Raw genomic sequence first — 14,656 nt, 5'->3', positions numbered from 1 at the left:
TATTATTTCAGAAAACTACCTGCACCAGAAGCATGTAGCAGAAGGTTCCCGCCGCGATGCTAAGGAGCACGTTCCGCTTCCAGGCGTGTAAAAGCGCCGTCAGAAGCGTGGCCGAAAGTTCCGGAATGCCATGGGTGGGGGAAAAGAGATCTGCGCCCTTCAGACAATAGACCACCAGAGTTGCCATAATCGCCGGGGGCAGAATCGCGCCAAGATAATTGACTGCTTTCGGCATCTCCTTGTTCCCTCCGAAAAGCACGAAAGGAATGAGCCGGGTGATCAGCGTGCAGACAGCTGTCACCAGAATTATAACAAATGCGCGCGTCGCTGTCATGTATTTTCCACCTTTCCTTCCAGTCTTTTTTGCAATGCCATCAGAATTGTCACTGTAATGATGAGAGACGGCAGGATAAAATTGCTGCCGCCGAAGATCTGAAGACAGATCACCGAGCTGATAAGACCGATGACTGCGGGCAGATGGCTCTTCGCTTCTGTAGACGACAGTGCTGATCAGAAGAGCCCACCAGAAGCTGTAACCGGCTTCCTGCAGAAGCAGGCCGAAGGCCAGTCCCAGGAAAATGTATCCCAGCATAACCGGGATGGTTTTCACGAATGCGAATTTAAAAGTCTTACTCATTAGTTAAAGCTCCTGTATTCATTCTATGGCCGACGCAGCCTGGCTCAGAACCTGATTCAAATCAAAGCCAAGCTGTTCGGAGTAATCCCGCTCCACCTCCTGACAGATCCGTTCACTGTTCCAGGAAGCGATATTTGCATGGCTGTAATCCAGAAGCATATACGCCGCAAAAAGACAGAGACAGACATAAAAGCGAATCCTTATCCAGATTCGTCCGACCGGTTCCTCCTGAGCCGGGGCCTGCCCCCGCTGCGCCAAAAGAAGCTGCCGGTACTGTCCGCCCTGTCTTTCTGTTTTTTTCATAAAGATACCGCCTTTTATTTCGTGGGAATTACTATACATTATGAAATGCATTCTGAAATCAGAACTGCCATGGTTTTTATTTTACCGGTTGGCCAGCTCCGACGTAATATCTTCCCAGGTCACACCCCGCTCCACCATCAGAACCATAGCGTGATACAGCAGATCCGACATCTCATACTTGATCTCCTCCGGATCCGGATTCTTTGCCGCGATAACCAGTTCCGTAGCTTCCTCTCCCACCTTCTTCAGGATCTTGTCGATTCCCTTGTCGAAGAGATAATTGGTATAAGAGCCTTCCTTGGGGTGTATCCTGCGGTCTGCAATCACCTTGTATACATCCTCGAAAACCTTCAGCGGATTGGTATTCTTGTAATCGGTTTTCGCGATCTCGTGGAAGAAGCAGGACTTATTGCCCGTATGGCAGGCTGCTCCGGTCTGGGATACCTTTGCCAGAATGGTGTCGCAGTCGCAGTCTACTTTAAGGTCCTTTACATACTGGTAATGACCGCTGGTCAGACCCTTGACCCAAAGCTCCTGGCGGCTTCTGCTCCAGTAGGTCATCTTGCCGGTCCGGGTCGTCTGATGGAAGGCCTCCTCGTTCATATAGGCTACCATCAGTACCTCATCGGTACGGTAATCCTGTACCACCACCGGAACCAGGCCGTCCGGGCCAAGCTTAAACTCGGACCATTCCATATTGCAGCTTAAGGGGCGGATTTTCTCAACGAAGGGTACGAGCTCATTCAGATAAATCAGCTCGCTCACATACTCCTCGATCAGAGCCGCAGGGGCGCTGACCACATCAGAGCTGTCCACGCAGGCTGCAATCTTTTCTTTGCCGAAGCGCTTGGATGCATCCTCAGTCAGGTCGATATTTTCCTGACGTCCATAGTTTAAAATGGCTTTCTCACAGCCCGCATAGAGAATCTTCTTCACATCTTCCAGCCGCTTGATTCTGCCGCCGGCCTTCACCGGAACCTCCACGGTGCGGCAGATTTCTTTCAACGCGCCGATGGACAGATCGTGATCCACATCCCCGTCGGACAGGTCAAAGACCAGAATTTCGTCGGCTCCATTGTCACTGTAATATCTTGCAAGGACAGCCGCGTCTTTGTCCGCGCCCTCCCCCTGCACCTTTCCGGCCAGAAGCCGGATCACTGGGATATTTTTTTCACTCATATCAAAGACTTCCTTTCGTAGATAATACGTCTGTAATTCTCGGGTCCTGTGTGGTCGCCATGTCGAGGGCCTTGGCAAAGGCCTTAAACATGCCCTCAATCATGTGATGGCTGTTGCTGCCGGAGAGCATTTTGAAATGCAGGTTCATACCGGCGCTATAGGAAATGGCGTAGAAAAACTCCTTCACCATCTGGGTGTCCATTTCTCCTATCTTTTCTGTCAGAAACTCTGCGTCAGACACATAATAGGGACGGCCGGACAGATCCAGGGAACAGAGCACCAGGGATTCATCCATGGGCAGAATGCAGGTGCCGTAGCGGACGATGCCCTTTTTATCTCCCACGGCCTCACGAATCACCTGCCCCAGCACAATGCCGGTGTCCTCAATGGTATGGTGGCAGTCCACCTCCAGATCGCCCTTCACCTGACAGGTCAGGTCAAAGAGTCCGTGTCTGGAAAAGCCGTTCAGCATATGGTCAAAGAAACCGATGCCTGTGGAAATATCCGCTTTTCCGCTGCCGTCCAGATTCAGGGTAATGGCGATATCCGTCTCTTTCGTGGTTCTGGAAAGACTTGCGATTCGTTCCATAGCCTAGTCCTCCTTTTTCTCAAAGCGTACCGCAATGGAGTTCGCGTGTGCCGTCAGCTGCTCCGCTTTCGCGAAAGTTTCAATATCCTCATGTACCGCCTCCAGCGCTTCTCTTGAATAGTATACGATACTGGATTTTTTCATAAAATCGTCCACACTCAGCGGAGAGAAGAACTTCGCCGTACCGTTGGTCGGCAGGATGTGGTTCGGTCCCGCGAAATAGTCTCCCAGAGGCTCGCTGGAATTCTCGCCGATAAATATTGCGCCTGCATTCTTAATCTTGGTCATCACCTGGAAGGGATCCTTTGTGACGATCTCCAGATGCTCGCTGGCGATCTCATTAGCCGCCGCAATGGCCTCGCCCAGATTCTCCGCAATCAGAATATATCCATAGTTTTCCAGCGACTTTTCCAAAATCGCTTTCCTGGACAGCTTCTGCACAAACCCTTCGATCTCTACCTGAACCTTGTCCGCCAGCTCCTTGCTGGTGGTTACCAGGATCGCGGACGCCATCTCGTCGTGCTCCGCCTGGGAAAGCAGATCGGCCGCCACATAGCGGGGATTGGCGGTCTCATCAGCCAGTACCAGAATCTCACTGGGGCCTGCGATGGAATCAATACTTACGTAGCCATATACGGCCTTCTTTGCCAGAGCCACATAGATATTGCCGGGCCCCACGATCTTGTCTACCTTCGGCACACTCTCCGTACCGAAAGCCAGCGCCGCGATGGCCTGGGCTCCACCCACCTTGTAGATCTCATCCACGCCCGCCTCACAGGCTGCCACCAGGGTATTCGGAGATACCTTGCCGTCCTTTCCGGGCGGTGTGGTCATGACAATACGCTCCACACCGGCCACCTTGGCCGGGGCCACGTTCATCAGAACGGAGGACGGATAGACTGCCTTGCCGCCGGGTACATAGACGCCACAGGAGGCGATGGGCCCGATTTTCTGGCCAAGCAGGGTGCCGTCCGGCTTGCTGTCGAACCAGCTGTAACGGCGCTGCTTCTCGTGGTAGCTGCGGATATTGACCAGGGCTTTTTTGATGACCTCCAGAAGCTTCGGATCTACCTCATGGTAAGCCTCCTCGATCTCCTCTTTGGTGACGCGGATGGTGGATGCGTCAAGCTTCGCCCCGTCGAACCGCTCCGTATAGGAAAACAGGGCCGCGTCTTTATTCTTTTTAACATCTTCGATGATGGCGTTGACCCGTTCGGAAAACTCCCCGTAATGATTGGGGCTTCTCTTCAACAATTCATCCAGCAGATTCTGTTTGCTGTTTTCATCCAATGTAACGACTTTCATTTTGATGACCTCCCAATAAGACGTCCGAACCAGCGGTTAAAAATCCAGGCAATGGGAACCTCCGCGGCACAGACCAATATGGCAACGCCCAGATTAAACGCAGGCTGGGACATTGGTATCCATTTTTTTACAAAAAACATTCCCAGTGACACATAGTATACCACCAAAAAGGTGGCGTGTGTACACATAATGACTAAAGAATTCCGGCCAAGCCAGGATAACACGCGGCTCACCGGCAGTGCCTTCGCCAGGGCGATGAGCCCGGCGCAGCACAGAAACGCGTTCAGGTAATGCACCGGATGTACATACAGGTAATGTAGATCAAACACCGGAGCCCGCAGCGCCAGCAGACTTCCGGGAATCAGCAGCAACGCAGGCCAGCCCTTGGGAAGCCTCGTCATGTACCAGCCCATCACCAGAAACGGCATAGCCAGAATTCCACGCAACACCGTAATTAGGATATCATAACCCAGATATCCGCTTAAGGTACATTCCCAGGTTACATACCGATCAAGCCCAAGCCCGGCAGAAATGCCGTAAGCGCCGGCGGCCAACAGCACAATCAGAAAATTTCTCTGCCATTCCTTACAGGTTCCCGTCAGCACCGCGAACAGCGTGCCCGCGATAAAATAGGCCGGTAAAAACCACAAAATATGCACACCGTAACCTGTAAAGGTATCCACATACTGTCTCGCAAGCGCCGCTCCGGACAGGGCCTCGCTGTTCAGCAGATGCGTAATCGTATTCATGGTCAGCAGCATCAGAGAAAAGGACAGATACGGCGTCAGTACGCCCCGCACCCGGCTTTCAATGGACTGAAAGACCGAACGCTTTTCTCCCTGCTTCAGACGTGCCAGAATTCCTCCCACCACGAAAAACAGCGGCATATGAAAGGAAGAAATCCATTTCAGGGTATCCTCCTGTATATATTCGATATGACCCAGGATCACCAGAAAGATTCCGATGCCCTTTGCCATATCCAGATAGTTCAAACGCTTTTGCTGCATGCTTCCTCCGATTTACAGTGCAGCCCTCAGATCTTGAATCAGCTTGGTAATCCGCTCTGATTCCATCTTCATGCTCACCTGATTGACCACCATGCGGGCAGATAGAGGCATTACCTCTTCCAGCACGCCAAGGCCGTTCTCGCGGAGCGTGGAGCCGGTCTCCACGATATCCACGATCACATCAGACAACCCCACAATGGGTGCCAGCTCGATGGAGCCGTTCAGCTTGATGATCTCCACGGTCTGATGCTTCTGATTATAGAAATAATCCTTTGCAATATCCGGGTACTTGGTGGCCACGCGGATCTGCTCCTGATGAGCCAGCTTCTCCCGGGCCGATTCCGGTCCGCAGACGCACATACGGCATTTTCCGAAGCCCAGATCCAGCACCTCGTACATCTTCCGGCCCTCTTCCACCAGGGTGTCCTTGCCGACCACGCCGATGTCCGCCGCACCGTACTCCACATAAGTGGGGACGTCCGGACCCTTGGCCAGGAAGAATTTGAGACCCAGCTCCTCATTTACGAAGATCAGCTTCCTGCTGTCCGGATCCTTCATTTCCTCGCAGGTGATACCCACCTTTTCCAGAAGCTCCAGGGTCTTCTTGGCCAGACGTCCCTTGGTCAGCGCGAAGGTCAGATAACGCTTGCCGTCATCGGTGGCGTTCACCTTCTTCTCCGCGTCATTTCGAAGAGCCCGCTGCAGCTGATCCACCACGATGGCAAAGCCAACCGCGGGCAGCTCCCGGCCAAAATGGGACAGCAGGTTATCGTACCGTCCGCCCTTGGCAATGGGCTCGCCGTAGCCGTATGAATAGGCATGGAAAATAATGCCTGTATAGTAATTATACTTGCTTAGCATGCTCAGGTCAAAGGTTACGTACTTTTCATAACTCTTTTTCTTCAGACCTTCGTAGATCTCCTGAAGCCGCTCCAGTGCCTCCAGTGCCTCTGCGTTGTCTGTCAGGCTTCTGGCTTTCTGCAAAGCCTCCTCGCCTCCGGTCAGCGTCGCCATCTCAAGGAAGGTTGCGCGCAGCTTTTCAGAAATATCATAGCTTGCCAGCAGCTCCTCCGCGCCGAACCGGTTCTTATCGGAAATGAGTCTCCGCAGACTCTCCTCCGCCGCATTGCCGATACCGGCCTCCCGAAGCAGCGCCTTAAAGAACTCCACCTGCCCCACGCTCACCTGAAATTCCCGAAGGCCCGCTTCCTGCAGGGCTTCAATCAGCACCGAAAGCAGCTCCACATCAGACGCCACACTGCCATCTCCCATGAGCTCTGCGCCCATCTGGGTAGTCTCTTTTAAGCGGCCCTGATATTTGTCATAGTTGATAAAGGTGTTGCCCATATAGCAGAGCCGGATGGGGGTCTCATCGTGAAAATATTTGGACACGGCTCGGGCGATGGACGGCGTCATATCCGGCCTGAGTACCAGGGTGTTGCCCTCTTTGTCAAAGAATTTATAGAGCTCCCGGGAGGAAACTGTACCGACTTCTCTGGAAAATACGTCGAAAAACTCGAAGGTAGGCGTCTCAATACCCTGATAGCCGCGGCCCGCAAGGATCCGGTATAAAAGCTGCTGCAATTCAAATTTCTGTACGAACTCATTACCATAGATGTCCCGGACGCCTTCCGGGGTATGCAAAAGCGGATTTTGATTCTTCATCTTACTTTCTGCCTCCTAAACGCTTTACTGATTTACCATTATAAAGTGTTTAACCCGATTCGTCAATCACTTTCTGAATTCCGTCCAGATAGGGAACCAGGTAGCCGCCGTGGGGCGCAAGCACATACGACAGGTCAAGCTCGTCATGGCGGAAGCTCTTCCGTCCGCCTGCCTCGGCCCGATCCCAGAATTCCTTCATTTTTTTATATGGAAGAAAATAGAGTTCATTTCGCTTTGCAAAAAGAATGATCAGGAAGGACACGCCGTCCTGACGCTCGAAATCGCCCATAAATTCCACCTGATGGGCATGAATATTCTGGAGCGGAAACGTGTCCGTATCGCATTCCTTGGCGTCGAAGCACACGGGAATGCCCTGTACAGCTCCGATATAGTCCACGGTACTTTTCTGGTCAAAATAAGCCAGGGTAATGTGCCGGTGCTCTTTATCAATCTTAATGGGGGTAATGGGGGTCGGCACCTTCTGAATCAGCGCCAGTCCCTGTTCCCGGTATTTTTCATTGGTCCGGTTGATCAAATCTTCTAGGGTAGAACCCCGGAGCCCTCTGGAATTCCAGGTCGCCATAGTCAGGTCCTCTTTATATGAAAATTTTTACGCGAATAAAATCAAATATCATTATAAATCGGAAGTCATGATAAAACAACCTCTGATTTCGGAAAAGCAAAGCCCGGGGATGCAAAAAGCCAGCTCCCAAAGAGCTGACTTTCCGTATTAATATTTAATCCTCTTCCAGCACCCGATGGATATGAAGTGCCAGATACATTTTTTCCTGGCTGGACAGCTTCTGGCGAAACTGCTCATATACATAGATCTGTATCTTCTCCACACAGGCAAATTCCTTTTGACAGATGGAATGAATCTGCTCATAGAGAATACTGTTCTTCTCATCCGGCAGCTGATTGCGGCTCACCAGACGCTGGGCGAACAGGCGCACATGGGTTACATACCTGGAATACGAAGTGCTGTCCTCGTTGTAAGTAATCCCAAAGGCATATTTTACAATATCCAGCACTGCGTCCAGAGTGCGGCTAATCAGAAGATTCTGACTGTTATATGGATGGTTGAACTGGGCGTTGATGAAATGAAAGGCGATATTGCCCGCCTCATCCACCGGAATCTCCAGATCCAGACGCTCCCGCATGAGCTTCACCGCATATTCGCCCACCTGAAACTCATTGGGGTTAAATTTCCGCATTTCCAGCGTGTAAAAATTCTGCAGAACAATGCCCTCCCGAACGCGCTTTTCCGCAAAGGCAAGATGGTCCGTCAGTGACAGATAAATATGATCCATCAGCTTCATATGGAAAGTGTCAATGGCATAGTCGATGACCGCTTTGGCAAGCTCAAAGAAGACACTGTCCGTCTCCGCTGCCAGACGGATGATATTCCGGGAGACCTCTTTGTCTTTGAGTACAAAGACTTTCTCAATCTCGCTCTCCTGAAATTCATAGCCGATTGATTTATGGAAGCCGATTCCCTTTCCCATGAGAATGGCCTCCTTACCCGCATCATCCAGCGCAAGCACCAGTGAATTGTTCAGCACCTTAATTACACGCATGGTATTACAAACTCTCCCCGTTTGTCTTAATTACATTCTGATACCAGTAAAAGCTGTCTTTCTTAATTCTTCCCAGATCCTTCAGATTGAAGTCGTCGCGGTTGATATAGATAAAGCCGTAGCGCTTCCGGAAGCCCTGATGGGAACTTAAAAGATCCATCACAGACCAGGGGCAGTAACCCATCATTTCCACACCATCGTCGATGGCGTCGGAAATAGCCTGGATATGGCCGCGCAGATAGTCGATCCGGTAATCGTCATGCACGCGTCCGTCCTCGGTCAGCTCGTCCGCCATACCGAGACCGTTCTCGGTGATAATCAGCGGCAGATGGTATCTGCGATAGTACTCATTCAGTACAATCCGAAGACCCATGGGATCAATCTGGGCACCGTATTCGCTGGCTTTCAGATTTTCGTTTTTCTCGTCCCGGCAGTAGCCGTACTGGTCAAAGTCTACCTCATTGCCGCGGAAGACTCTGGATCCAACCGGATGTTCCTCGTCTGCGGGCAGATAGCTTGCACAGAGGGTACGGTAGTAGTTCAGAGCAATGTAGTCTATTTTCGCAGACTTCAGAATGGCTGCGTCGCCCTCTTCCATCTTCGGAACGATATTGCGCTCCTTCAGATAACGCATATAGTAACCCGGATACTCGCCGTTGATGTGCATTTCCAGGCAGTAGTTTGTCTTGAACCAGTCGTTCATCTTCGCGGCCCATACATCCTCCGGCTTATTGGTCAGCGGATAGGTGCAGGTGGAGGATACGGCCGGAGCGGCCTTTCCGCCCTCAACCAGCTCATGGCAGGCATTGACCGCCAGCGCATGACCCAGGAACATGTGGTAATCCATCTGGGCACGCATGCGGTCTGCTTCCCATTCGTCCTCAGTGTAGATATTCATACGGTTGTTGACACGGATCATCAGGTTCTGCTCGTTGATCATCTGCCAGTATTTTACCCGGTCTCCGAAAGCCTTATAGCAGACCCGCGCATAACGCTCAAAAGCGAAGGCACAGTCTCTGCACTCCCAGCCATTGTACTTCTCTACCAGAGCGTAGGGCAGATCGAAATGGTATAAGGTTACGAGGGGCTGGATGCCCTGCTTGAGCAGATAGTTGATCACATTATTATAGAAGTCGATGCCCTTCTGGTTGACCTCGCCGTCTCCGTCCGGAATGATGCGGGCCCAGGAAAGGGAGAAACGGTATGCCTTCATACCCATCTCTTTCATCAGGTCAATATCTTCTTTCCAGTGATGATAGAAGTCACTGGCCACCTTGCTGTCCGCCTGCTTGTCGGAACGCTTGAAGGAATTGTAATCGGCCACGGTCATGCCCTTGCCGTCCTCATCCCAGCCGCCTTCGATCTGAAATGCGGAAGAAGATGCGCCCCAGAGGAAATTTTCAGGAAAATTTGTCATGATAAGGTTCTCCTTTAAAAGTTGTAAAAGCCAGGCGGAAGTGTACTGACTTCCGCCCGGCGGATGTTTTTGTTACAGATTCAAACAATTACTTTACAGCTTTGATAACAACCCTGGTAAGGTCAGCCTTCTCTGCCGGAACACCGGTGACCTCTGCGAAATCAGCCGTATTGGAAATGATAACGCTTACGGTAGTATCATAGCCTGCCGTTTTGATCTTGTCAATGTCAAAGGATACAATCGGGGTTCCTTTTTTAATTTTGTCTCCTTCGTTCACATGCTTTGTGAAGCCGTCGCCGTTCATGGCTACCGTGTCCATACCAATGTGAATCAGAAGCTCTGTGCCGTCTTCGAGCTTCAGGCCCATAGCGTGAAGGGTCGGATACAGAACAGATACGGTACAGTCAGCCGGTGCTACCACCTCTCCCTTGGTCGGAAGAACTGCGATTCCTTTGCCCAGTGCCTCGGAAGCAAATACCTCGTCCTGCACCTCATTTAACGGGTAAGCCTTTCCCTCTACCGGAGAAGCGATTTCTACGGTCTCGCCTGTGTGAGCCGGTGCGGTCGGCATAGCCAGGTCAGACTCCAGTGCTGCTGCGCCTGCCGGAACTGCGTCCACATCTTCAAAGCCTACGATGTAAGTCAGGATAGCCGCGCCAAAGAATGCCACTGCGATACCCAGTAAGTAAGCTACGAACTGTCCCAGGCTTGTTCCCTCGCCATAGTAGGACATGATGGTCAGAATACCATTATTTGCGAAACCTGTGTTGACTGCGTGGCCGATACCCATGATACCACCGCCGAGAGCTCCGGCGATTACCGCGCATACCATCGGCTTCTTCAGACGAAGGTTACAGCCGTAGATAGCCGGCTCAGTAATACCTACCAGCCATGCGGACAGGGATGCGGAAGCTGCTACCTGCTTTAAATCCTGGCTCTTGGTCTTCAGCATAACGCCAAGTGCTGCGCCTGCCTGAGAGAAGTTTGCGGAACCAGCGAAGCACATCAGGGTGTTGGTTCCTGTCAGGGCTACGTCATTAAGACCAATCGGAAGCAGTGCTCTGTGCGCGCCGAAGATAACGCATACGCCCCACAGACCGCCGACGATGATACCGCCCAGTACCGGACTGAAGCCGTACAGCGCATTGTAAAGGAACTGAATAATATAACCAACATAGATACCAACCGGTCCTACAACAGTCAGCATAACCGGAACCATGATAATCAGGGACAGACCCGGTACCAGGATGAGCTGCAGAATCTCCGGAACGACCTTCTTTAAGAATTTCTCCAGGAAATACAGTACAATCACGCCCAGAAGAATCGGGATAACGGACTCAGTGTAAGCAAATACCTTAGAGGACTCTCCTACGGTAAACGCCATCTTGATAACCGGAAGTCCGAAGATGGTGGACTTGGTAGCTACGTCCTGAACCAGTGCATCAATGGTGGGATGGCAGATAAAGCCGCCCAGCATCATAGCTACAACAGTGCTGCATTTCAATGCCTTGGATGCGGTGTAAGCAAGGAAAATCGGCATGAAGTAGAAAATAACATTAGAAGCGGTGTTCATGATGATGTAGGTGCTGTTGGCTGTATCGAAGCCCGGTACCTTGGCAAATGCTGCCAGAAGACCCTTGATCAGACCTGCTGCCGCAATAGCCGGTACCAGCGGTGTGAAGATCTCGGTGATCTTCTGCAGAATCAGGTTGCCCAGAGGCTGCTTCTGATCCGGAACCTGCTCGTCTACGGAACCGCCTGCAACGGCGTCTCCGAGGATCGCTACGGTTGCGTCATAAATCTTTGTGACCTTTGCGCCGCATACCACCTGGAACTGTCCGCCGGAAACGACGACAGAGATAACGCCCTCCAGATGCTCTACCACGTCTTTCTTTGCAAGGCTCTCATCCTTCAGGATAAAGCGCAGACGGGTGAAACAGTGTGTCACCTGTTTTACATTGGCTTTGCCGCCCACATTGTCAAGAATGTCCTGGGCAATTTTGTTGTAATCCATGGTTTTCTCTCCTTTGTATTGTAAATGTGTAAAATATAAGGTTCTTATATCCGGCCAGAATATATGGTATCGAAAGACCTGGTACGCATCAGAAAATTTCACACAAAAAAAGACCCAGTGAAATGAATTTCCAACAGAAAACGCAGATACTGATACAGCTTATCCGCACTTTTCTATCCTCTTCATTTTCACCCGATCTTGCCTGCCTAACCAGTAACACGTCGTATGTGAAACCACGATGTAATTGTCTCTCAATCTGATAATACTTTAGCACAGGATTTTTTACTTTGCAAGTGTTTCTTAAATTTTTGTGAAATCTATATGAATTTTTTGAAAATGTTTTGTGTAAAGCAACGAAAAACCGTGGCTATTTTACTCGCCACGGTTCAAAACGTTCATAAACTCTTTGGGAAGCGGCGCAATATACTGCTGTCCCGAAAGATTGGAAAGCGCTCCGGTAAGCTCCGGCAGCTCCAGCCGATAGGCATGGAGAAGCTGGTATTTCAGACCGAAGTTTTTCCGGAATTCCGCGTTTATCTTCGGACTGCCGTATTTGGTATCCCCGATAAGCGGATGGCCGATGCTGGCCAGGTGCGCGCGGATCTGATGGGATCGGCCTGTAATCAGGTTGATTTCCAGATAGGTATAAGGATTTCCGTTGTAAGTCAGCTGTTTTAGTGGCACATATTCCGTACAGATAGGCAGGGCGTCCGCTCTCTTCTGCTGATAAATCTGTACCTGGTTGGTCCGTTCATTTTTCAGAAGCCAGCCTTCTATACGCTGCTTTTCCCGGATATTGCCCACTGCAATGGTCCGGTAATATTTATGGAGATTGCGGACGCGGAACAGTTCATTCAGTTCCTGAAGTCCCCGAAGGCTCTTGCCCGCCGCCACCAGCCCGCTGGTATTCCGGTCAAGACGGTTACAGATACCGGGACGGAAGCTGCGCAGACTTGACCGGGTGGCCTCTCCGCTTTCTAACAGGTGTTCCGTCAGGTATTCTACCAGGGAGATATCCGAGGGCTTCGCTTTCTGTGACAGGAGACCTGCCTGTTTATTAAAGAAAATGACATTTTTGTCCTCGTAGATGATTTCCGGTCGGAGCCTTAATGGGAGCTTTTTCTCTGACTTGGCTCCTGCTGCCATGGTCTCCTTTTTCCCACTTTGTCTGGTTTCGGTTCCCATTTCCCCCATCATACTGGAAAAGCCGTCTATGGTCTCGTCCGCCAGGAACAGCTTGATCTCGTCTCCTGCTTTCAGGCGCTCTTTTCCTTCCGCCTTTTTCCCATTCAGGGTGATATTCTTTTTGCGCAGCATTTTGTAAAAAAAGCTGGCCGGGGCCTTGTCCATATATTTTCCCAGCAATTTGTCCAGCCGTTGTCCGGCTTCGTTTTCGCCTACGGTCAGAAGACGCATGGTTTCTCTCCTTTACATCCTATAAGTGAAAATACAGCAGGCCATTGATATTTAGAAAGCCTGCTGCATTATCGTTTTGCTCATTTTTACAGGGACAGTGCCAGAATTAACCCCCGGATCAGCTGCTCCCGGTTCAGGGACGGATAGCGCTCATCCGGCGTAAACTGGATCTCCTCCGGTTCCTTTTTCGCCAGGGCGTCCACCCGATCCAGATAGGCCTTCAGATCCGCAAACACATGCACATGGACACCGGAGATCCCATTCTCCTTCAGGATCTTGGTGACATGCGCCTCCACCGGTTTTAAGTCCGTATTTTTCAGTGTGGTGTAGCCTGCGATCTCATTTCCGCGGATCACCAGGCTATGGACAGGATAATTCTTTTCATAGGTGGTCAGAACCAGCTCATAAGCGTGCTCCATACCGCCGGTGTGTCGATCCAGCTCCTCGTAGAGATCCTGAGGGATGGAACGGCGTCTGCAGAACACGATCACGTTGACCAGCTCCTTGCAGGCCGGAAGACAGCCTACAACCGCCACCACTGTGAACAGATTCAGGCGTGTCCCGGACGTCACATAGCCGACGGTAAAGATGACGGCGGGCAGCAGGAAAAAGATAAAGGTCTTAATAATCTGCGCTTTTTTATGGGCGTCCGTATAGCCGTGGTCGCCTTTCTGGGGTACATTTCGCATAAATAGGTTCTCCTTGTAATTTCTTTATAGGATGACTTTGTTTATTTTAATGCTTTGATGTTCTCTTCTGTCAGCTCTACCATGGGAACCTCGATCTGGCCTGCGTCTCCGATGCAGAAATCCAGCCAGTCTTTCAGAACGGTTTCGTCAATCTCCGTCTCCTCCCCGCCTGCCAGAGTCTGATAATAGACGTCAGGCTTATCCTGCTGACAGACAGAGCCCAGAAACTCATACGTATTCACTTCCTCGTCATAAATGAAGAGCGTAAAGGGCTGGAAATCACTGCCCTCTACGGTACTTGGATCGTGGCTCCAGTCCGCACGCACTACACCATTGTCATAGAACGTTGCAGCCGGGAAGCCGGTAAATTCCTCATGCACCGCGTCCAGCGCTTCCACAAAATCATAGATCAGGAACATCTGGCCGTCCGCGGACGCTGTCGTATAAGCGATCAGCAGCTCGTCGCGGCCATCGCCGTCGATATCGTAGACGCCGTATTTATTTTCTGAAAGATCCGAGCCGTTATAATCCAGTTCTAAACCATTGGGGAACTGCTGATTATAATAAATGTCATCCAGCACAGAACGGTAAGCGCTCTTTGCGGCGTCAGACAGGGTACCTGCGCCTGCCAGGATAGCGTCTTTCGTTCCATCGGTCTTTAAAGCTTCTTTTTCCTGATCTTCGGTTTCTTTGTTCTCCGCCTCGGCTTCCCTGGCGGTATCCGTTTTATCTGTGGTACCTTTACAGCCTGCCGCCAGCACCGAAACGCTCAGCAGCACAGCCAGCCAGTATTTCTTCATGATAAACTCTCCTTTTTTCTGAACACTATTTTTTTCGGATGTAAAGGCAATGAAACAT

The 14,656-nt window shown here is 51.0% G+C and carries 14 protein-coding genes and 1 pseudogene; all 15 read right to left on the bottom strand.

All coding sequences use genetic code 11. The features are described from left to right. Window positions 1-7 precede the first annotated feature (7 nt). On the bottom strand, window positions 8-637 hold the full coding sequence (locus tag ACTRC3_RS06225; RefSeq protein ID WP_440322328.1) for a branched-chain amino acid transporter permease: 630 nt from the start codon (window positions 635-637) through the stop codon (window positions 8-10). Between the two features lie 18 nt (window positions 638-655). Further along, window positions 656-940 carry a hypothetical protein gene (locus tag ACTRC3_RS06220; protein WP_178038121.1) on the bottom strand — a complete coding sequence of 95 codons (285 nt, stop codon included), beginning with the start codon at window positions 938-940 and terminating at the stop codon, window positions 656-658. An 81-nt stretch (window positions 941-1,021) separates the two neighbouring features. Beyond that, window positions 1,022-2,119: a bifunctional phosphoribosyl-AMP cyclohydrolase/phosphoribosyl-ATP diphosphatase HisIE gene (gene hisIE / locus ACTRC3_RS06215; protein WP_440322326.1), complete on the bottom strand. Its 1,098-nt coding sequence runs from the start codon at window positions 2,117-2,119 to the stop codon at window positions 1,022-1,024. 1 nt (window position 2,120) lies between these two features. Next, window positions 2,121-2,708 carry an imidazoleglycerol-phosphate dehydratase HisB gene (gene hisB, locus ACTRC3_RS06210; RefSeq protein WP_440322324.1) on the bottom strand — a complete coding sequence of 196 codons (588 nt, stop codon included), beginning with the start codon at window positions 2,706-2,708 and terminating at the stop codon, window positions 2,121-2,123. Between the two features lie 3 nt (window positions 2,709-2,711). Beyond that, on the bottom strand, window positions 2,712-4,013 hold the full coding sequence (gene hisD, locus ACTRC3_RS06205) for a histidinol dehydrogenase (protein WP_440322322.1): 1,302 nt from the start codon (window positions 4,011-4,013) through the stop codon (window positions 2,712-2,714). Further along, the gene (locus tag ACTRC3_RS06200; RefSeq protein ID WP_440322320.1) at window positions 4,010-5,020 is read right to left on the bottom strand and encodes an acyltransferase family protein; all 1,011 of its coding nucleotides are present in this window, start codon (window positions 5,018-5,020) and stop codon (window positions 4,010-4,012) included. The genes hisD and ACTRC3_RS06200 overlap by 4 nt, the downstream gene beginning before the upstream one ends. A 12-nt stretch (window positions 5,021-5,032) precedes the next feature. Continuing rightward, the gene (gene hisG, locus ACTRC3_RS06195) at window positions 5,033-5,689 is read right to left on the bottom strand and encodes an ATP phosphoribosyltransferase (protein WP_178038138.1); all 657 of its coding nucleotides are present in this window, start codon (window positions 5,687-5,689) and stop codon (window positions 5,033-5,035) included. A 30-nt stretch (window positions 5,690-5,719) separates the two neighbouring features. Beyond that, a pseudogene (gene hisZ / locus ACTRC3_RS06190) lies at window positions 5,720-6,685 on the bottom strand (ATP phosphoribosyltransferase regulatory subunit); the annotation flags it as partial. A gap of 49 nt (window positions 6,686-6,734) precedes the next feature. Continuing rightward, window positions 6,735-7,268, bottom strand: a complete 534-nt coding sequence (locus ACTRC3_RS06185) for a Holliday junction resolvase RecU (RefSeq protein ID WP_349165061.1) — start codon at window positions 7,266-7,268, stop codon at window positions 6,735-6,737. 154 nt (window positions 7,269-7,422) lie between these two features. Next, window positions 7,423-8,262, bottom strand: coding sequence for a PRD domain-containing protein (locus tag ACTRC3_RS06180; RefSeq protein ID WP_440322318.1), 840 nt, complete (start codon window positions 8,260-8,262; stop codon window positions 7,423-7,425). Window positions 8,263-8,266: 4 nt separating this feature from the next. After that, window positions 8,267-9,679 carry a family 1 glycosylhydrolase gene (locus tag ACTRC3_RS06175; protein WP_178038114.1) on the bottom strand — a complete coding sequence of 471 codons (1,413 nt, stop codon included), beginning with the start codon at window positions 9,677-9,679 and terminating at the stop codon, window positions 8,267-8,269. An 88-nt stretch (window positions 9,680-9,767) separates the two neighbouring features. Beyond that, window positions 9,768-11,693 (bottom strand): beta-glucoside-specific PTS transporter subunit IIABC, encoded by a 1,926-nt coding sequence (locus tag ACTRC3_RS06170; protein ID WP_440322316.1) that lies wholly within the window; start codon window positions 11,691-11,693, stop codon window positions 9,768-9,770. A gap of 372 nt (window positions 11,694-12,065) precedes the next feature. Next, window positions 12,066-13,109 (bottom strand): RluA family pseudouridine synthase, encoded by a 1,044-nt coding sequence (locus tag ACTRC3_RS06165; protein WP_440322314.1) that lies wholly within the window; start codon window positions 13,107-13,109, stop codon window positions 12,066-12,068. A gap of 86 nt (window positions 13,110-13,195) precedes the next feature. Then, the gene (locus ACTRC3_RS06160) at window positions 13,196-13,798 is read right to left on the bottom strand and encodes a hypothetical protein (RefSeq protein ID WP_440322312.1); all 603 of its coding nucleotides are present in this window, start codon (window positions 13,796-13,798) and stop codon (window positions 13,196-13,198) included. A 41-nt stretch (window positions 13,799-13,839) separates the two neighbouring features. Then, window positions 13,840-14,598, bottom strand: a complete 759-nt coding sequence (locus ACTRC3_RS06155) for a hypothetical protein (RefSeq protein ID WP_440322310.1) — start codon at window positions 14,596-14,598, stop codon at window positions 13,840-13,842. Window positions 14,599-14,656: the final 58 nt, after the last annotated feature.

Origin of the sequence: Laedolimicola sp. (assembly GCF_051972735.1) — a bacterium.
Classification (GTDB): domain Bacteria; phylum Bacillota; class Clostridia; order Lachnospirales; family Lachnospiraceae; genus Laedolimicola; species Laedolimicola intestinihominis.
The sequence above is the reverse complement of the archived record's forward strand: the minus strand, read 5'-3'. Positions and strand labels throughout refer to the sequence as shown.